This is a genomic window from Fulvivirga sedimenti (assembly GCF_020328055.1).
This window is the reverse complement of record NZ_JAIXNE010000002.1, coordinates 397,901-418,745: the sequence shown is the minus strand read 5'-3', so window position 1 is coordinate 418,745 and position 20,845 is coordinate 397,901. Positions and strand designations below refer to the sequence as shown.

The 20,845-nt window shown below is 44.6% G+C and carries 14 protein-coding genes; 10 read left to right on the top strand and 4 right to left on the bottom strand.

Translation table 11 applies throughout. The annotated features are described in order from the left end of the window. Positions 1 to 133 precede the first annotated feature (133 nt). Positions 134 to 3,574: a ThuA domain-containing protein gene (locus LDX50_RS08125; RefSeq protein WP_225697943.1), complete on the top strand. Its 3,441-nt coding sequence runs from the start codon at positions 134 to 136 to the stop codon at positions 3,572 to 3,574. A gap of 12 nt (positions 3,575 to 3,586) precedes the next feature. Here the strand turns inward: LDX50_RS08125 and LDX50_RS08120 are convergent, their stop codons facing one another. From LDX50_RS08120 to LDX50_RS08110, 3 genes are all read right to left on the bottom strand, one after another. Beyond that, positions 3,587 to 4,279: a hypothetical protein gene (locus LDX50_RS08120; protein ID WP_225697942.1), complete on the bottom strand. Its 693-nt coding sequence runs from the start codon at positions 4,277 to 4,279 to the stop codon at positions 3,587 to 3,589. Positions 4,280 to 4,344: 65 nt separating this feature from the next. After that, entirely contained in the window at positions 4,345 to 5,124 is a 780-nt protein-coding gene (locus tag LDX50_RS08115; protein WP_225697941.1) for a response regulator transcription factor, read from the bottom strand. A gap of 148 nt (positions 5,125 to 5,272) precedes the next feature. Further along, positions 5,273 to 5,908: a class I SAM-dependent methyltransferase gene (locus LDX50_RS08110; RefSeq protein WP_225697940.1), complete on the bottom strand. Its 636-nt coding sequence runs from the start codon at positions 5,906 to 5,908 to the stop codon at positions 5,273 to 5,275. Positions 5,909 to 6,384: 476 nt separating this feature from the next. On the opposite strand from LDX50_RS08110, the gene tpx reads away from it, so the two are divergent. The 4 genes from tpx to LDX50_RS08090 all read left to right on the top strand — a co-directional run bounded on the left by tpx (position 6,385) and on the right by LDX50_RS08090 (position 10,134). Beyond that, entirely contained in the window at positions 6,385 to 6,888 is a 504-nt protein-coding gene (tpx, locus tag LDX50_RS08105) for a thiol peroxidase (protein WP_225697939.1), read from the top strand. A gap of 143 nt (positions 6,889 to 7,031) precedes the next feature. Beyond that, positions 7,032 to 7,625 (top strand): gluconate 2-dehydrogenase subunit 3 family protein, encoded by a 594-nt coding sequence (locus tag LDX50_RS08100; RefSeq protein WP_225697938.1) that lies wholly within the window; start codon positions 7,032 to 7,034, stop codon positions 7,623 to 7,625. After that, positions 7,618 to 9,321 carry a GMC oxidoreductase gene (locus LDX50_RS08095; RefSeq protein WP_225697937.1) on the top strand — a complete coding sequence of 568 codons (1,704 nt, stop codon included), beginning with the start codon at positions 7,618 to 7,620 and terminating at the stop codon, positions 9,319 to 9,321. The genes LDX50_RS08100 and LDX50_RS08095 overlap by 8 nt, the downstream gene beginning before the upstream one ends. Positions 9,322 to 9,399: 78 nt before the next feature. After that, entirely contained in the window at positions 9,400 to 10,134 is a 735-nt protein-coding gene (locus LDX50_RS08090) for a head GIN domain-containing protein (protein ID WP_225697936.1), read from the top strand. A 71-nt stretch (positions 10,135 to 10,205) separates the two neighbouring features. On the opposite strand, the gene LDX50_RS08085 is transcribed toward LDX50_RS08090, so the two are convergent. Then, the gene (locus LDX50_RS08085) at positions 10,206 to 10,868 is read right to left on the bottom strand and encodes a hypothetical protein (RefSeq protein WP_225697935.1); all 663 of its coding nucleotides are present in this window, start codon (positions 10,866 to 10,868) and stop codon (positions 10,206 to 10,208) included. Between the two features lie 132 nt (positions 10,869 to 11,000). Between LDX50_RS08085 and LDX50_RS08080 the strand changes: the two genes are divergently transcribed. From LDX50_RS08080 to LDX50_RS08060, 5 genes are all read left to right on the top strand, one after another. After that, complete coding sequence (locus LDX50_RS08080) at positions 11,001 to 11,795, top strand: universal stress protein (RefSeq protein WP_225697934.1); 795 nt, start codon at positions 11,001 to 11,003, stop codon at positions 11,793 to 11,795. A gap of 71 nt (positions 11,796 to 11,866) precedes the next feature. Then, the gene (locus LDX50_RS08075) at positions 11,867 to 15,463 is read left to right on the top strand and encodes an FG-GAP-like repeat-containing protein (RefSeq protein WP_225697933.1); all 3,597 of its coding nucleotides are present in this window, start codon (positions 11,867 to 11,869) and stop codon (positions 15,461 to 15,463) included. Between the two features lie 125 nt (positions 15,464 to 15,588). After that, entirely contained in the window at positions 15,589 to 16,044 is a 456-nt protein-coding gene (locus tag LDX50_RS08070; RefSeq protein WP_225697932.1) for a (2Fe-2S)-binding protein, read from the top strand. 32 nt (positions 16,045 to 16,076) lie between these two features. Beyond that, positions 16,077 to 18,266, top strand: a complete 2,190-nt coding sequence (locus LDX50_RS08065; RefSeq protein ID WP_225697931.1) for a xanthine dehydrogenase family protein molybdopterin-binding subunit — start codon at positions 16,077 to 16,079, stop codon at positions 18,264 to 18,266. 130 nt (positions 18,267 to 18,396) lie between these two features. Then, complete coding sequence (locus tag LDX50_RS08060; protein ID WP_225697930.1) at positions 18,397 to 20,844, top strand: ABC transporter permease; 2,448 nt, start codon at positions 18,397 to 18,399, stop codon at positions 20,842 to 20,844. Position 20,845 lies beyond the last annotated feature (1 nt).

Genomic DNA, 20,845 nt, shown 5'->3' with positions numbered 1-20,845 from the left:
ACACATTAAAAATTCTTTTATCATTGTACCTTCGGGCAATCCGTAATTTAACAAGTAAATACCTCAAGCGATCACCATGTTTAAAGTTAGAAATTTATTTCAGTCTGTCATATTAATGCTATTTGCCGGGTTAATGATTGCAGCTGTTTCCTGCAGCGGTCCGAAAGGGCCTTCAAAAGTCCTGGTATTTTCAAAGACTGCCGGTTTTCGTCACGAATCGATAGCCGCAGGGATCAAGGCAATTGAGAAACTGTCTAAGCAGTACAATTTTGTAATGGATACCACCGAAAGCAGCGATGCTTTTAACGAAGAAAATCTGCAAAATTACAAGGCTGTTATTTTTCTGAATACTACGGGAGATGTGCTGAATAAACAGCAACAGAATGATTTTGAGCGATTTATTCAGGCTGGTGGTGGTTTTGTGGGTGTTCATGCTGCGGCAGACACCGAATATGACTGGCCCTGGTACGGCAGACTGGTGGGAGGGTACTTTAACGGACATCCCAACGGTCCGAATGTGAGAACGGCATCGTTTGATATTGTCGACAATACCCATATCTCAACCGATTCCCTTCCGGCACGTTATGAACGCACTGATGAATTTTACAATTACCGAAATATTCAGGAGGATCTGAATGTACTTATTACGATCGACGAGAGCACCTATGAGGGCGGAACCAATGGAGATTTTCACCCGATGGTCTGGTATCATGACTTTGACGGTGGAAGGGCATTCTACACGGCTATGGGACATACAGATGAATCCTATTCAGAACCTTATTTTCTATATAACCTGGCGGGCGGAATACAGTATGCATTAGGCGGAGAAAAACCGGCCGATCTTGATTATAAAATGGCCAGCACAATTCGGGTGCCGGATGGAAACCGTTTTAGCAAAGTTATACTGGCTGAAAAATTGAATGAGCCCATGGAACTTGCCGTGATGAGTTCAGGAAAGGTCCTTTTCATTGAAAGGCTGGGAAAAGTTCGACTTTTCGACCCTGAGGCTGGAGGTATAAAAGAGGTCGGACAAATCGATGTAAGTCATAAATATATTAACCAGGACGGTAATCAACCTGAGGCTGAGGATGGACTGCTTGGTCTTGCACTTGATCCGGATTACGATAATAATCACTGGATATATCTTTATTATTCACCTGCGGGAAATGAACCTGTGAACGTACTTTCCAGATTTGAATTCAGAAATGATGAATTGAACATGTCTTCAGAAAAGGTGATGCTGAAGGTACCTGTGCAACGAGACCAGTGTTGTCACACAGGAGGCTCCATCGCGTTTGATTCAAAAGGCAACCTATACCTGAGTACGGGCGATAATACCAGTCCGCGTGCAACACCCTATGCGCCGATTGATGACCGTCCGGGGCGTATTCCATGGGATGCGCGTAAGGGATCATCAAACACGAACGATCTGCGGGGTAAAATTCTTCGCATTCACCCGGAAGCTGACGGTAGCTATACCATTCCTGAAGGAAACCTGTTCCCGGTTGGAACAGATAAAACACGTCCGGAAATTTTTGTAATGGGTACACGTAATCCTTTCCGGATATCCGTTGATCAGCGAACCGGTTATGTTTACTGGGGAGATGTAGGACCGGATGCCCGCTCAGATTCCTCCGGTATCGGTCCGATGGCCTATGATGAAATTAATCAGGCCCGAACCCCTGGTTTTTTCGGATGGCCGCTTTTTACCGGAAATGATGCAGCGTATAATGATTATGATTTTGAAACAGGCGTATCCGGACCAAAATTTGATCCGAAGAGGCCTATAAATGATTCAAGAAATAATACGGGATTGACTGAATTGCCGCCAACATCGCCCAATTTCATTTGGTATCCGTATGCAGTATCTGAGGAATTTCCCCTGTTGGGATCCGGGGGCCGCACGGCCATGGCTGGCCCTGTGTATTATTCAGGAGATTTTGAGGGTGCTGCACGCGCGTTTCCCGATTACTACGACGGAAAGCTGTTTATTTATGAGTGGATGAGGGGATGGATTATCGCCGTCACAATGGATGAGGAAGGTAATTATGCCGAAATGGAGCGTTTTATGCCCGACTATAAATTCAGCAACCCTATGGATATGGAGTTCGGCCCTGACGGTGATCTGTATGTGCTTGAATACGGTACCGGTTGGTTTGTGCAAAATGATGATGCCCGTCTTGTTCGAATCGAATACAACGGAGGAAACCGAAAGCCGCTGGTTCAGGTTGCCGCAAGCAAAACAAAAGGTGCAGCTCCTTTAACCGTTGCATTTGATACCAGGGGCACCGAGGATTTTGATCGCGACCCTCTGACCTATGAATGGAAGGTTTTAAATGCAACGGGCACCCAGGTAGCGTCATCTTCAGAAATGAATCCTACCTTTACACTGGATGAACCCGGGGTTTACAATGCCAGACTTTCAGTTACAGATGACAAGGGAGAGCGAGCCATTGCTGAAACGGAATTGATTGCCGGAAATGAACCTCCGTCATTATCGTTTAACATCATCGATCATAATACCAGCTTTTTCTTTGAGGGAATACCGTTCAGTTATGAGGTAGAGGTTTCTGATGCTGAAGATGGTGAATTGGGGAATGGGATCGACGAGGATCAGGTAGCGGTGACTATCGATTATCTGCCTGAAGGATTTGACCGAATTGAAATTGCGCAGGGTCACCTGATGGCCAATGATGCGGTTGCGGCTGCTGGAGGTAAAAAACTAATGGAGGAAAGCGATTGCGCTGCTTGTCACAAGGTTGACAGCAAGTCTATTGGCCCGAACTTTAAAGAGATTGCGGCAAAATACATGGACGATCCCGGTGCGATTGATTACCTGGCCACTAAAATTATTAACGGTGGAAGTGGTGTCTGGGGGGATGTAGCTATGGCAGCACACCCGCAAATGTCCAACGATGATGCTGCAAACATTGTAAAATATATTTTTAGTTTAGGAAGGGAGGCAGAGCCGGTGGTATCATTGCCTGTACGTGGTTCCTATACTACCAGAATTGAAGATGGTCAGTCAAAGGACGGCGTAGTCATTATACGTGCCGCCTACACAGACAGGGGAGCGAATGGGGTTCCGCCCATTACATCTCAGGATATGTTTATTTTGAAAAGCCCCAACATAATTCCCGCAGATGCCGATGAAATGGAAGGTGTAAACGTCTATACAACAAATAATCCCACCCGGAAGCTTGCGATTATTCAGGAATCCGGAGCCTATGCTAAGTTCAGCGCCATAGACCTGACCGGGATTAATGGGGTTCTTTGTGTGGCATCAGTTCCGGTTAATATGTTGAATGCGGCTGGCGGAATCATCGAGATTCACCTTGATAGCCCGGATGGCCCAGTGATTGGTACCTCAGAAATGCTTTCGCCCGTCGAAGGGCCTATCATGAGTGTGGCTCCAAGAACAGCCATGATTTCATTATCGCCAACCTCGGGTAAGCATGACCTTTATTTTGTTTACAAGAATGAGAATGCGCCTGAAGGGCAAAGCCTGATGGTGCATGTGGCAGCAAGCTTTATGCCTGCAGAGGGCAATGCCCTGAGTATGAAAACTAATTAAGGAATATGTGGATTAGTTGGCTTCAAAACAGAAGTCAACTAATCCATTGAACAGCTTGAATAAATCCGGGTCCTTTGGTTCGGGCTTTTCAAGGTCTCCGCGGAAAGTATTGAAGGCATAACTTTCGATTGTCACATCGCCACTGGTTACAGGATAGGAAAAATCCTGTATCGAAAAGAAATATGTTTCCAGTTCTTCAGGTTTTGCTGCAAAATATATTGCTATCAGGTATTCATCCTCTGCAGAAAGAGGAACACCTGTAACTGTATTATAATGCCAGTCGGCATTATTTGCACTTACAGTCGTTTCAGCGAGTACGGTATTATCACTCAGGTCCGACCGGTAGAGCCTAACCTGGTAATTACCATTTTCAGGCACCTGAATTCCAATTTCCTTCAATTCTCCGTCATATGCGATTGTGAAAGTATATCCAAAAACAGTATAGACACCCGTGTGATCTCCAAGGGCTTTAAAATCACCCTGTTCAATGGTGTAGGAACCATCTGTAAGAATATCATGAATGGGATACTGGCAACCTTCGATATCGCTTCCATCATTGCCTCCATCGGTACCGCCAGAATTTCCCCCGTTGTTACCATTATTGGCAACCGGGTCGGGATCTTCAGAATTGTTGCATGAATCTATGGTTAGGAGCAGACCAAAACATAACAGTAAGGCCGGAATTGATTTTATAAGTGAGTTCATCAGTATGGGTTTTATGCAAAATCCAACTAATGGCTTGGTCTGACCATACCGCATTTGGGGTATATTCAGATATTTGTATTATTTTTCATAAGAAAAGAAATCAGTTCAACGGTACTGTGGACATCGGCTTTTTTCAGGATATTTTTACGATGGGTTCGTACAGTTTCATAACTGATATTCAGCGCTTCACTTATTTCCTTGCTGTCTTCCCCCCGGATCAGATGGCGGAGAATTTCTTTTTCCCTCGATGTAAACAAATCTTCTGAGGGTCTGAGCTCCATATGCTTCATGTCCAGATGAAAATGTTCATTTCTTTTTTGGTTAAATAATGTGGCTTGCGGCAGATTGCTGATCTCCAGGTGCGAAATATCCGTGATGATGTTGGCAAAAACGAACGGGACCCTGTTTTCATCAAAAACGAGCGGAATATTCTGATTTTGCGTGGTAATAACTGATCCGTTCTTATGATTTGAACGGTTTTGAAATACTACATATACGCTTTCTTTTTCATCGTCAGGTACTGAGTTTATATACATCATGGCACGTCCAATGATTGACGTGATAAAGGGAAAATCAGGTGGGTAGATGAAGGCCTCCACGAATCGCTCATTATTCTGAAGAATCTCGTGGTGGGAATAACCTATAACCTGTTGACTGTTTCCGGTTACGAGTTCAAGCTTTTTGGTAAAAATATTGGCGATAAAGCAAAACCATGGGCCTACCGACCACAGTCCGCCAACGATGGGGTTCTCAAGAATTTCCGGAATGTAGTTCCTGTCATGCACTACGTAGTCCTGTTTTCCGATGGCCCGGAAGATGTCAAGAAAATTATTATGGTTATTCAATCGATATTTTTAATTATAAAATACTTATTCCGAATTGAATATCAAATACTTATATAAAGAAACAGGCCGTCAAAATCTTTTGACGGCCCGTCTTGTTACCTCGTAAATTCGTGCTTTGCAGTTTCAGGTATTTACTATTTTTGCCTGGTTATTTTTTATTCCGAATTGCCCATTGCAGATTTTCTTTGTTGGCGTATACCAGTTCAAGCCCGTTTTCTTTAACAAATTCATCTACTGCCAGAAGAACACCATGGTGAACATGATTTGGATCTGAATTATAATCATCCCCGGCGATTATACCACCATTTTTCACTTTATGTTTCAATATGTTCAACTCCTGGCGGGTATGCTCATACTGATGACTGGAATCAACGTAGGCCCAATCCAGGTAATCATCAGCAAACGCCTCCAAAACTGGAATATCAAAGTCAACGTGAACGAGAACCTGGCCGGCCTCAATTTCTTTCTTATATGTTTTAAGGATTGTCCGAACCGCGCGAACAGTACTCTTATTTCCATTGGCCCACTCCCAATGTGGCTCCAGGAAATACCAGGGGTCAACAAGATGAAGTTTCTTGGGTTTGGCCACATCCAGCAGAATCTGACTAAAATGTCCATTGAGTACACCTAATTCTGCCCCAACACCATTCTTAGGGAAAATGGAATCGACAAATTCTATACGTCTGTTGTAAATTTCTCTCTTCACATACCTTCTGTAACGGAAATAAACATCGGTCTCCTTTAGTTTTCGGGCGATTATGTTGTTTGAAATAAGGTCTTTCATCAGGTGTTTCTTATGATTCTTATGTGCTTATTTTAACTTCAAATATATTAAGTATATACTGAATAACTATTGGTCAATTAACTATCTGATATGCAATATTGAGAATTTCACGAGTCTGGATTTTTCATTATTGCCAGGTAGGAATACCACTTCTTAATGCCCTTCAAATACATGAGGTAACCCTCTTCGAATCAGTAATTTGTCTTAAAAATTGGAATTCATCCAAAATTCAAATTTAGGATGTGATTTGGGTTTAATTCCACCCTGATGATGTTTTTATAATAAAAGAGCCGCTCCCTGCTGGAAGCGACTCCTTATAAACTCAAAACAACAACCTTAATTACAGTGGTACAATCTTGATGCCAGAAATATTTTATGATAAAAGCAAGTACATATGGCTGAACTCACCAATCATTCTACGGTAATGATTTCGTGGAACAAACATCATTGAAACGTGTTAAAAGAAATAAAAAAATATGGCTCAAATTACACTTGGTGGTTCAGTATGTCATACCAGCGGCGAACTGCCTTCCCACGGAACACACATTAAGAATTATGCATTTTCGCAGAACAATTTGCAACCCTTTCATCTTCAGGATGCCAGGGGCAAACGGGTGATCCTGAATATATTTCCGAGTATTGATACGGCGGTATGCGCAACTTCGGTGCGAACTTTTAACAAGGAGGCAGCGAATCTTGATAACACCCTTGTATTGTGCATTTCGAAGGATCTGCCTTTTGCGCAGGCAAGGTTCTGCGGTGCAGAGGGAATTGAAAATGTTCAGACGCTCTCAGATTTCAAAGACACATCCTTTTCGAAAGATATGGGTGTGCTGATCGAGGACGGACCTTTTGGCGGTCTCGATGCCCGTGCCGTGATTGTTTTGGATGAAGAGATGAAGGTAATTCACACAGAACTGGTAAGCGAAATTGGACATGAGCCTGATTATAAGGCTGCCATGAAGGTTCTGCAGGAATAAAAATTCATCAAATTAACAGGGTAGCAGATTACCCTGGTTCCAAAGCCCGATGAGAAGTATTGCCGTTCATCACCTTCTCATCGGGTTCCTTTTATTTTCTCAAAAAATTCAGCTATTTAAAGTCGGATTACATTTCCAGGCTTATGGACAGAAGAACGGCAATTCGTAATATTGCACTTGCTACAGGGAGTGTCACACTCCTTACAAGATGCGGCTTTGGTGAAGAAAGACTTCCTATCGCATTGAACAACCTTAAAGTTTCCGTCGAACAGGAAGATCTCCTGAAGGAAATTGTTTCAGTCATTATACCTCAAACCGACCTTCCCGGTGCTGAATCTCTCGAAGTACATAATTTTGTCTGGGTCATGGCCGATGATTGTATGGATGTGAAGGATCAGGACCGGTTCATGAATGGAATAGGGGGGGTCAACAAGCTTTTGAAGCATACTCGGGGTCAGTCATTTTCGGAAATTGAACCTGCAGTGCGATCAGAAGTACTCACTGAAATAGTATCCTTTCCGGCAGATTATGCTGTGCCTGAAGACCGGGAGGGGAACCCGGAGTTCAATTTGGCTGATATCCAATATTTCGTCGGACAGACAAAGCGATTTACAATCGAGGGGTTTATGGATTCTGAGTATATAATGACGGAAGTGATGCCTTACAAACTTGTACCAGGACCTGCTTCAGGATGCCTGAAGGTAGATCCAGCTAAACGAATCAATATCAATGGCTAATTTAAATATCAACGCAAAAAAACAGAATACCTTCGACGCCATTGTGATTGGCTCCGGAATGAGTGGAGGATGGGCTGCAAAAGAGCTGACGGAGAAGGGTTTAAAAACGCTTGTCCTCGAACGAGGCAGGGAAGTAAGGCATTTGCGGGATTATCCGACCACAAATACGATGCCCTGGGAATTTCCGCACCGGGGAAGGATTCCCGAGGAAATCCAACGGGAAAATCCTGTTATCAGCCGTTGTTATGCATTCCGTGAAGATGCGGCACATTTTTTTGTTAAGGATAAGGAACATCCATACATTCAGGAGAAACCGTTTGACTGGATTCGGGGTTATCAAACCGGTGGCAAGTCATTGATGTGGGCCCGTCAGACACAACGATGGAGCCAATATGATTTTGAAGGTCCGGACCGGGACGGGTTCGCCGTACCTTGGCCAATAAGCTACGATGACCTGGCACCATGGTATAGCCATGTAGAAAAGTTTGTAGGTATTTCAGGTAATCCGGATAATATAGATGTATTGCCTGATGGTGAGTTTTTGCCTCCGATGGAAATAAACTGTGTGGAGGATCACTTCAGTCAGGTTGTTAAAAAGGAATACGGAGGCAACCGCCACATCATTATAGGAAGGTGCGCCCATATCACAGGAAGCGCCGAGAAATTTGCGGCCCAGGGCAGGACGCTCTGTCAGCATCGCAATATTTGCCAGCGGGGCTGTCCTTTCGGAGGTTATTTCAGCAGCAATTCCAGTACGCTGCCATGGGCAGAAAAAACAGGTAATATGACACTAAGGGCCGATTCTGTAGTGCATTCAATCCTGTATGATGAAAAAGAGAAACGCGCTGTGGGCGTTCGTGTGATTGATGCAAAAACCAAGGAAGAGACTGAGTATTATGCAAAGATCATTTTCCTGAATGCAGGAGCACTTAACACCAACCTGATCCTGTTAAATTCAATTTCAAACCGCTTTCCGGAGGGATTGGGAAATGACAATGGTCTGCTGGGTAAGTATATCGCCTTTCATAATTACCGGGCAGTAATTAGTGCGGAGTATGATGGCTTTCCAGATATGCATACCGTGGGACGCCGCCCGAATGGCATGTACGTTCCTAGGTTCAGAAATGTGAAAACGCAGGAAACAGACTTCTTACGGGGGTATGCAGCTGGATTTGGCGCTGACAGGATGGTACGAACCGATTATGACGGATTTGGAGAAACCTTAAAAAATAATCTTCTCAATCCTTCATATGGCCCCTGGCGTGTCGGGTCTCATATGATGGGTGAAACCATACCTAAGGAGACCAACCGGGTCACGCTCGACAAGGATCAAACTGACGAATGGGGAATGCCTCAGCTGCGGATTGATGTTGACTATGATGAAAATGATGAAAAGATGATAGCCGACTATTTTGAGCAATTCACTGAAATGTTTGAAAAGGCCGGTTTTACCAATATTCGTCCGTATGACAAGAAACAGGCACCCGGGCTTGATATCCACGAGATGGGAGGTGTTCGAATGGGTAAAGACCCGGCTACATCACTTCTTAACAAATGGAATCAATTGCACAACTGCAAGAACGTATATGTAACCGACGGGGCCTGTATGACTTCAACCTCCACGCAGAATCCATCACTTACCTACATGGCATTTGCGGCGAGAGCGGTGGACCATGCTGTTCGTGAGTTCTCCTGATGTTTGTGACATTTTATTACAATCAATATGCAACCCATAGATAAATCTGAACGTCTTTAGGTTAAACGCAATCATACTATGAACAGATTTATCGCAATTACCCTGCTGTTGTCAGCTCCCCTGGTTCTAAATGCCCAGCAATCCTTTGAACGTGAAACAGGTGATTTTAATCGCCTGGTGCTATCGCCACATATAAATCTGGTTTTGGAGACCGGTGATACCCCAGGAGTTCGCATTGAATATGATAATGTTGACAAACACGAGATTAATGTAGAAGTCAATGGCTCAACCTTGCGGATTTACCTCGAACACGCTAAAATGATTGAGAAGACTGAGCAGGTAAATTATCATTACAGCAAAGGCATCTATGACGGAGCAGAGGTGACCGCTTATGTGACATTTACGGAACTTGAAATGCTTGAAATTCGGGGTGATCAATGGGTAAAAGTTCAATCGCCCATCAATGCCAGACAGTTCAAGCTGAAAATCTATGGTGAGAATGATGTTACATTCGATCGTGTAAATGCTGAGTATTTTAAAGTATCTCTGTTTGGAGAAAATGAGCTCACGGTCAAGAATGGAGATGTTGAATACCAGAAATATACACTTTACGGTGATAATTCAGTGGAGGTTTCCGGATTGAAAAGTCAGCATACCAACACTAAAATATATGGTGAAAGCGAGCTGTCTCTGTATGCGAGCCATGAGCTGGAAATAACCTCCTTCGGAGAACCTATCATCACCTATGCCGGGGATCCAATCGTTAATAAAGGAATCATTATCGGCGAGCCAAGGATATTTGGCAGGGATTGAGTATTCGCTATTTAAGAATAAAAAAAGGTCCGCTTAGTTAGCGGACCTTTTTTATGCCTGGTAATTTTTATTTAGTCCAATACATAAACATCCAGATCCTTAAAAATATTGAAGGTCAGGGCGAAGTAAAAGACATGTGCATCGAGGTCTTCATAAGGCCTGAAAGGTGTGCCATCTACAATCGCCTCATAGTCTGTATTCAGAAAACTGTTCAGATAATACTTGAACTTAATATTGGTTCCGTTGACAAACTGGAATCCTACAAACAAGCCATGTGCCAGGGTAGGAGTTCTGTCGCTGAACCATGAATTGAATTTATCTTCTTTCTTCTCGTTTATAAAGGTTTTCTGCTTGAAATTGAAAGGCACTTCAAATTCATATCCGGCGTAGATTCCAACATTCTGACTGAAATCATATTTGAATCCAACAGGAACGCCGATGTTGTAGGTTCTGAATTTTACACGTGTGTTGGTGGAACGATCCTCAGCGATAAATCCGACGTTCCGAATGGCCAGTCCATGAAACAGGCCAAATTCACCCCAGTCATAAACTCGCCAGGACTGGGCGTTAAAGAAGGGTGAAAAACGAATGATATTGTCATAACCTGAACCTACATTGGCAAAAGAAAATATCAGTTCACCACCCGATAGGATGTATTTATCCGGTTTGTCCTGGGCCGTCGAATAAAGGCTCGTGCCTAATATCATTGCCGTAAATAAGATAATTCTCTTCATCTTGATGTGTTTAGTTGGAATGCTAAATTGTAAAAAAATAATCATATACCCCTGATTTTCATCTTCGAATTCACTGATGTGTATCATTGGAATACAACATTGTCTTTTATACATTTTGTAAACAATAAAGCCGTGAAAAAGATACTCTGTCCGACCGATTTTAGCGACATTTCGCTAAACGCCATTGCATACGGGGCTAAATTAGCCCAGGTATCGAATGCCGACCTTGTTCTGTTTCATGAACATTCACTCTGGAGTGCGTCACCGGAAGAAATCATTCTGGGTAAATCATCCCTGACCGAGTCGATAGCCAATGAACTGGAGAGCCAGTGCATACAGATTTCGAAGGCATTTCATATTTCCTGTTATGCGGATGTAATTGCTTCGGGTCGTTCGCTTGTGGGGCTGATCGAGGAGTTTTCAAGTGAGTTTGATATGATTGTCATGGGCATTGATCAGGATTATGATCTGTTCAGCTACGTTTTTGGAAGCAGGGCATTTCAGGTATCTAAACATACTGAATTGCCAATGATTCTGGTTCCGGATGAATTTACATTTGAAAAAATTGATCGTATTGCTTTTGCTTTTGATCCGTCGGAAAAAAGAGAAACGCCGATAGAACAACTGACAATGTGGGCAGAACGATGGAACTCCAAGATCACATTGCTCGAAGGCGTTCAGACAGAGGATCCTGCTCCGATTTCACGTGTTTCCCATCCCGGTATTGGCTCAGAAGCTATTCAGGTACAACATCTGAGTAAAAGTAAAATGATCGATGAAATTGATCAGTTCATGTTGGAGCATAATGCGAACGTTCTTGCATTATTTTCACGCCAGCGGAAATTTTTTGAATCGATGTTCCACAAAAGTGTGATTCGGGAAATGACCCGTAAAGCAACCTATCCGCTTTTTATATTTCACCGCTAAGTTTCCGCGCTGAAATATCTTTTTCCGGAGACTTCAGACTATCAGAATAACCTTTTATTTATTTTTACCGGATGTGGTTGAGAGTTTCGATCGTCTGTTCGCTTTTGTTTGCACGTATAATTACCCTGCCCGCTCAGGTTCTGTATACCGAAAAGACATCAAACCCGGGTTTATTCTCAATTAATGGAGCCCGCGGAGTTGCCGTGGCTGACTTTGATAACGATGGCGATGAAGACTTCTTTGTTACAGGACGGCCATCCCGGTTTTACCGTAATGATGGCAACTGGAATTTTACAGATGTAACCGCCTCCGCTGGAATGGGGGGTACGGAAGCATCAGTAGCGGTCTGGACTGATCTGAACAATGACGGCTGGCTTGATCTTGTTTCCAGTAGCTGGACTTCCTCTGATGTATACATTAATAATACCGATGGAACATTCCGCGAGGGATTTTCTCCTGGAATTGCGCGAAGACAATCTCTATTGGCCGGGGATCTGAATCATGATGGCTGGGTTGATATTTTCTCTGCGAATTTCCGCGATCCGCATGAACTTCTGCTAAATGCCGGTGATGGGCTGCTCATCGATGATGCGAAAGACAGGGGCGTAGCGACGGTTCATACCGGTATGGGAGGCGTGTTGGTCGACCATGATCTTGATGGAGATCTTGATATCTACCTGGTTTATGACACCTATGAGCCAACGGAAATCTTTGAAAATGACGGATCAGGTAATTTCTCGGATGCTTCCGAAAAATGGGGCTTAAAAACGGAAAGCCAGGCCATGGGAATAGATGAGGCGGATATCAATGGCGACGGGAAGCCTGATTATTACATAACAAACCTGTTTGACAACTATCTTTTTGAAAGTAATTCCGGCGATTATAATGAAAGAGCCATGGCATCTGGTTCAAATGATTACGGAATGAGCTGGGGAATTCGCCTATTCGATGCTGACAATGATGCCGATATTGATATTTATGTGCACAATGCGTACGGATTTTCTTCCTACATAAGCCGCTTATTCATTAATCAATCTGATAATACGTTTGAAGATATCGCAGAAGGCACACCTCTTGAAAATAAACTGACCGGCTATGGTATGGCCACTGCCGATTTGAACAATGATGGTCTGCAGGACATCATCCTGGTGAATGGTGAGACCGACAAGGCGGTAAGGATATTTCAAAATGAGACGGTTTCGGCAAACAACTGGCTTCAACTGGATCTGGTTGGTTCAACGGTGAATGCATTTGCGCTTGGGGCCAGAATCTCCGTCTTTTTTGATGGTAAAAGCCAGGTATCACAGGTAAGGGCAGGAACCGGCTGGGCAAGTCAGAATGGATTTCGTCAATATTTCGGACTTGGGCAGGCGGATAAAGTTGATTCGATAATTGTGAATTGGCCCGACGGTACCAATTCCAGACATTATCCGGACCAGGTGAATAAGAGGTATATTTTGTCCCAATCAGAAAGCCTTTTACCATACACCTCCGGAACCTACAATAACCTGATCACGTCCTCGGACCTTGGATCCCTGCCTCTTGTTGCACTTCCGCCGTTGCCCGATGCTTCTAAAAGCATTGCCCGGCAATGGAATGAGGCCTTGCTCTTTGCAATACGCAATGATCTCGCAAGACCTACAGTTCATGCCAGGAATTTATTTCATTTGTCAGTTGCCATGTACGATGCATGGGCCGCTTTCGGGGGGAATACATACCTGTTGGGCAAGGAACGGGGTTCCTATAAAAGTCAGTTCGCAGGTATAGTGATGCCTGAGGATGCTCAGATAAAAGCGATTAGTTATGCTGCGTACAGGCTTCTGGATTACCGGTTTCAAAACTCTCCGGGAAGTGGAGTTTCAAGGGCTTATTTCAGAGCCCTGATGGAGAGGTTGGGGTACGACGTGAACTATACCAGTTCGGCGTATCTTGATGGCGATGCTGCGGGCCTGGGAAATTATATTGGGAGAGAGGTGATCAATTTTGGTAAAACCGATGGCTCGAATGAATCCAATAATTATTCAAATACCTATTACGAGCCTGTAAATGATCCGTTAAACCCTTTCGATCCGGGCAATCCGACTATTTTTAATGCTAACCGGTGGCAACCGCTTCAGCTGGAAAATTTTATTGATCAAAGTGGCAATGCAGATGGTACAACGCCGCCGTTTCTGGGACCTGAATGGGGTAACCTGGTTCCTTTTGCCCTGGATACACTTGCGGCTGTTAAAAGGATCCGGGATGGTCATGAATATCGCATATTCCATGATCCTGGTGCACCGGCATATATCGGGAATGAACCCGGACTTACAGATCCCTATAAATGGACACATACCATGGTGAGTATCTGGGGTTCGCACCTGGATCCGCATGATGGGGTTATGATCGATATATCCCCTGCGTCGTTTGGGAATAACCTGGCGTATCCATCCAGTCCATCCGGTTACAGCAACTTTTATGATTACTTTAATGGCGGGGATGCAGGGACCGGTTATGAAATAAACCCCGTCACTGGAAATCCCTATGATCCACAGATTGTTCCGAGGGGTGATTTTAGCCGGGTTTTGGCAGAATTCTGGGCAGACGGGCCTGATTCTGAAACCCCGCCCGGACATTGGTTTACCTTACTGAATGATGTGACCGACCACCCCGAATTTGAGCCTCGCTGGCTTGGAGAGGGGCATTTTATGAATCCATTGGAATGGGATGTAAAAGCCTACATGGCCATGGGAGGCGCAATGCACGATGCTGCGGTCACGTCCTGGTCTATCAAGGGCTACTACGATTACGTGCGTCCCATCTCAGCCATTCGGTATATGGCGGCAAAAGGTCAGTCTTCTGATCCGGATCTACCGTCCTATGATCCGCATGGATTACCCTTGCTGGAGGGCTTTGTAGAACTCGTATACCCGGGTGATGAGCTTCAGGGAACGAATGGTGAAAATGTACATAAGATTAAACTCTACACGTGGCGGGGACATGAATTCATTGATAACCCTGAGATTGATGAGGCAGGCGTTGGCTGGATACTCGCAGAGAATTGGTTTTCCTATCAGCGCCCCACGTTTGTAACACCTCCTTTTGCCGGGTATATTTCAGGGCATTCAACTTTTTCAAGCGCGGGTGCTGAAGTACTGAGTATTATAACCGGCAGTGAGTATTTTCCAGGTGGTCTGGGGGAATACATCGCCAGAAAGAATGAGTTCCTTGTATTTGAGGAGGGGCCGAGTATGGATATCAAATTACAATGGGCCCGGTATCGGGATGCATCAGATCAAAGCAGTATGTCCAGGATTTGGGGCGGCATTCATCCTCCGGAGGATGATATTCCGGGCCGGCGTATTGGAATAGAAATTGGAAAGCAGGCAGTTGACCTGGCCAATAGTATCTTTAACGGGGAGGTTATTACTTCATTGGAAGAACAGGGCTCGTCGGAAGTAATTATCTTTCCCAATCCTTTGCAGGGAAACAAGAAACTGAGTATCAGGAAACCCTCCGGTTACTCGAAGATGACTTTGCTGGATCTGACGGGCCGGCACATTTTTGAAGAATTTCTGGGCACTGAAAATGAAGTAAAGGTGAATATTCCTGTTATTTCTCCCGGGGTATATCTGATATTGATTTCAGGCAGTTGGGGTTCTGAAACACATCGACTCCTGGTGAGGTGATCAGCCTGGCCTGCCAGAACAGCCTTCATTATTGAAATAGGCGGGGTATATATTGCTTTTATGGCTAAAAGTCATGAACTTTAATAGAACTCAATCTTTTAATTTTTCTAATAAATCTCTCCATTATGGCAAATTATACCTTAAATGTAAATGGTAAGAGTCAGTCTGTCGAGGCTGATCCAACCACTCCGATCCTATGGGTATTGCGCGACAATCTCAGGTTGGTGGGCACAAAATTCGGTTGTGGAATTGCGCAATGCGGAGCATGTACCATTCATTTGGATGGAGCCGCTGTTCGATCTTGCTCACTTCCCATATCTGCTGTGGGAGATAAGAAAATCACGACTATCGAGGGACTGTCTGAAGATGGATCCCATCCATTGCAACAGGCATGGCTCGAACATGACGTGCCGCAATGCGGATACTGCCAGGTCGGACAGATCATGAATGCAGCCGCGCTACTCGAACGAAATCCGACACCCTCCGACACGGAGATTGAGGCGGCAATGGCGGGAAATATCTGCAGATGTGGTACTTACGTCCGAATTAAAGCTGCCATTAAAACCGCTTCCAATTCCTGATTTTTCATACTTCTCACTCAACAAACCTGATCATGATCAAAGAAAAAAATAAACTGGACAGAAGAACCTTTCTGAAAGCGTCGGCGATGGCAGGCGGAGGTATGATGATTACATTCAACTGGTTAACGGCTTGTAAGCCTACCCCGGAACAGGTTGCATCATTGCCAAAGGATTGGTTTGACATTAACGCTTATCTGAAAATAGCTGATAACGGACTTGTAACCATATTCTCTCCGAATCCGGAAATTGGACAGAATGTTAAGACATCCATGCCGATGATTATTGCGGAGGAGCTCGACGTAGACTGGGATGATGTGGTGGTGGAACAGGCTGGGCTGGATGTCTCTAAATTCACCCGGCAGCTCGCAGGAGGAAGTCAGTCAATACGTTTTGGATGGCAAAGTTTGCGGATGGCAGGAGCTACTGCCCGCCGTATGCTTATGGACGCAGCTGCTCAAAAGTGGCAGGTTCCCGTTTCGGAGATCAAGACATCAAAGGGTAAACTCATGCACGGGGAGAAGGAGTTGTCCTATGGTGAAGTTGCGTCGGTGGCAGGAACATTGACGGTTCCCGAGGATGTTAAGCTGAAGGATCCAAAGGATTTCAAAATTATTGGGACTTCGCGTAAAAATGTGGACGCACCAAAGATCGTCACAGGACAGCCATTGTATGGTATTGATACCTACAAGGAGGGTATGCTCATGGCGATGATCATACATCCGCCTGCATTTGGAATGAAGATAAAATCTGTGAATGCTGAAAAAGCAAAGGCTATGCCTGGTATCAGGGATGTATTTACAATTAATGCCCGTCCTGAAGGTGCAGAGTTCCAATGGTCTGACGTAAATGCCTTCCCTGAATTGGTGGTTGTTGCGGGGGATGCTACCTGGCAGGTGATGCAAGCCAAAAAAGCGGTTGAAGTTGAATGGGAGAGGACCTCACCTGCTGAAGATACCTCAGGCCATGAAGAAGGACTGTCGAAATTAGTTTCCAATCCGGCAGACGAACCCCAAAGAAAAGACGGCGATCCGGAGGGTGCCTTTAAACGTGCAGCCAAGGTTATCGAACGTACGTATACTGCTCCGTTCCTTGCTCACAATACCATGGAGCCGATGAATTTCTTCGCGGACGTACGGGATGGTAAAGCTGAATTACTTGGCCCGATACAAACGCCGGAATACCTCAGTAAAACGGTTTCTTCAATTCTCAATATTCCGGAAGATAATATTTCCATTATGATGACCCGTCAGGGAGGTGGCTTTGGCCGCAGACTGTATGGAAACTTCGGTGTTGAAGCGGCAGTAATTTCGCATAAATTACAGGCTCCTGTGAAGTTATTATACACCCGTGAGGATGATATGACACAGGGCACCTATCGTCCTGCTTACAAAATTCTCTACAGGGCTGCTCTTGATGAGAATAATAATCTCATTGGATTTCATGCCCGTGGTGCAGGAGTTCAGGGAGGTCCGCTCTTTCCAAACCGTTATCCGGCTGGTGCTGTTGACAATTATATTTGTGAAAACCTCAACCTGGAATCAAATATTTCAACGGGTGCATGGCGTGCGCCCCAATCAAACTTTGTGGCAGGCGCTGAGCAGTCTTTTCTCGATGAGGTCGCTGAAGCGGCAGGAAAAGACCCGATTGCATTCCGACTGGAACTCTTCGATCGTGCAATCAGCAATCCTGTTGGAGAGAATAATGATTATGACGCCGAACGTTATGCCGGTGTGCTGAAACTTGTTCGGGAGAAGTCGGGATGGGGTAAGGAAACACCCGGGGTGTACAGGGGTGTTGCCGCATATTACTGTCATAATTCCTATGTGGCCCAGGTGCTGGATATTGTGCTTGATAATGGTCAGCCTCGTGTGAAAAAGGTATGGTGTGCAGTTGATTGTGGAATTGTTGTGAATCCCGATGCCGCAAGAAACCAGGTGGAAGGAGGTATCATTGATGGTATCGGTCATGCCATGTACAGCGCCATGACCTTCCAGAACGGTGAACCGAGGTCCAATAACTTTAATAGCTACCGGCTCATCCGTCATAACGAAGCACCGCTTGCGGTTGAAACTTTCTTCGTAGATAATGGAATTGATCCTACCGGCCTTGGTGAACCATCACTGCCTCCAGTTATGGGCGCACTGGCAAATGCCATGGCCAGACTCACAGGTGAGCGATTGTATGATCAGCCGTTTGTAAGTCATACGATGAAAATGGGCTAGCCTAACCTGGATAAACAGATTTAAAAAGAGCTGCAATCGCGGCTCTTTTTTTGTTTAACATCTTTTAACAGGAAAAATTTATAGAGCAGGAACCATTTTTGTATAATTGATAGGTCAAACTCAAAAAACAATGCTCAAACATATCATTAAGATTTCTCTTCGAAACCTTTCCCGAACCAGGTTATATTCATTTATCAATATTCTCGGACTTACCCTGGGAATTGCCTGCGCGATCCTGATCATTTTCTTTGTAAAGGATGAACTCACATTTGATCGGTTTCATAGTAAGAAGGAACGCTTGTTCCGTCTTTTTTATGAAGCCGAAAGAATAGATGGGACCTTGAATAAAAGCCCGATGGTACCTATCATCATGGGTGATGAAATTCTGGCTAATTACCCGGAAGCAGAGGCAAAAACAATTTGGTTTGAATTTAACAGTCAGGTTGAAGAAGGCGGCGATACATTTGAGGAGTCACTTCATATGGTTGACTCATCCTTCCTTTCGATGTTTGATTTTAAAGTGATTTCGGGCACCGCAAAAGGGGCGCTGGATGAGCCTGGTGATCTTGTGATCACAAAATCCATGGCTCTCAAAATTTTTGGAAAAGTGGAGGTGGCCGGAAATTCGTTAGCGATCGTCATCGGTCCGGGTAAAAAAGAGTTTATTGTCTCCGCGGTAGTCGAGGATGCGCCGTCCAACTCCTCATTTCATTTCAATTTCTTACTGAATACCAGTCATGCGAAAGATATTATGCCGGAGGAGATGATGAATTCATGGAATTTTGTAGCCTCGGAGACGTATGTACTGCTTCAATCGGAGGCTGAGATGGAAAGCCTTGCTGCCAAGTTACCCGCCTTGGTGGAACGGGCTATTGGAGATGATCTGGAAGGGCGGACTTTCACCATAGGATTACAGTCCATTGGCGATATGCACCTGGATACCGATATGCCCAGCGGTCTCGCTCCTGTTAGTGACCCCAAGTATACATTGATTTTATCTGCGATATGTTTCCTGATACTGGTGATGGCTTGTATTAATTTCATGAATCTTTCACTCGGAAGATCCTTTGGAAGGGCACGTGAAATCGGAGTGAAGAAAGTAGTGGGTGTGCATCGAAGCCAATTGGTTTCTCAATTTCTGGGAGAGGCTATTATCCTTAGCTTGATTTCTTTGGCGATCGCACTGATTGCCGCTTATTTTGCACTGCCATTCTTTAACCAGCTTTCAGGGAAGGAGCTGTCATTCAATCTGAATATTGATGAAATTTTACTTTTTACAGGGCTTGCCATTTTGGTTGGAATTTTAGCAGGTGCTTATCCGGCTATGGTTGTTTCAGGATTTAAACCTGTTAATATTCTGAAAGGCAATTTAATGGTTGGGCAGGGGCGCCAGAATGTGCGAAAGGGTCTTATAACACTTCAATTGATCCTGTCAGTATTTCTCATCACGACGGTTCTTTTCATGAAGAATCAGCTGAATTATCTGCAGTCAAAAAACCTTGGATTCAATCGTGAGCAAGTTGTTGTTCTACCAATAACCGTTAACGATACACGTGGTTTCATGGATGTGATCAGCAAGGGGTGGGATAAGGCTAAAAGAGGTCAGCGTACATTCAAAGGACTATCCACCGTTGAAAGCGTCGGAATTAGCTGTCAGAATTTCGAGGAAGGCACATGGATGGAAGGCAGCTATGTAGACGCGCAGGAAAGCATGCACAGATTCTTTTTTAATGTTGTGGATCCATCTTTCATCGAGACACTTGAGATGGAAATGGTAGCGGGCAGGAATTTTCGGGAGGAGGATCAGGCTGATGAACGACGATCTGTAATCGTGAACGAGGCTTTTGTGAAGGAGTTCAATCTAACGGACCCTGTGGGTAAGAGAATTCCACATGAAGAATTTCAGGATCATGAAATCATTGGCGTTGTTAAGGATTTTAATTTTGCTTCTCTTCACAATAAGGTAGGGCCGCTGGCCCTGGTGATTAACCCGCAGATTTTGCTTGAGGGGATCCATGGCCTGAGCATTCACTCATCCGTTGCACCAAGATTAATGGTGAGGCTTCGTGCCGGACAGACTGCGGATGGATTAGCCGACATCAGGGAAACGTGGAATGAGCTTTTTCCGGAAGACCCAATAAATCTGACTTTTCTGGATGATACAATCCAGGCCCAGTATGAGCGGGAAGGTAATCTGAATACTATTATAGTTACAGCAACGATTATTTCTGTATTGATCGGCTCACTCGGGCTGTTTGGATTGGCTGTTTTGACAATGAATGCCCGCAGAAAGGAAATAGGTATACGCAAGGTGCTTGGAGCGGGGATCGGAAATATGGTTATCGAACTCAGTAAGTCCTATTTGTTGCTGGTTATTATCGCCACATTACTGTCAATTCCGCTGACCTATTATTTTGTAAGCTCCTGGCTGGACAACTTTGAGTTTAAGATTCCCATTGATGGATTTACCTACCTGGGTGGAGGGCTCATACTGTTTGGCGTGGCCTTCATGATCCTTGTATTTCAATCGGCACGGGTTCTCAGGGATAATCCGATTGAAGCGCTCAGATCAGAATAAA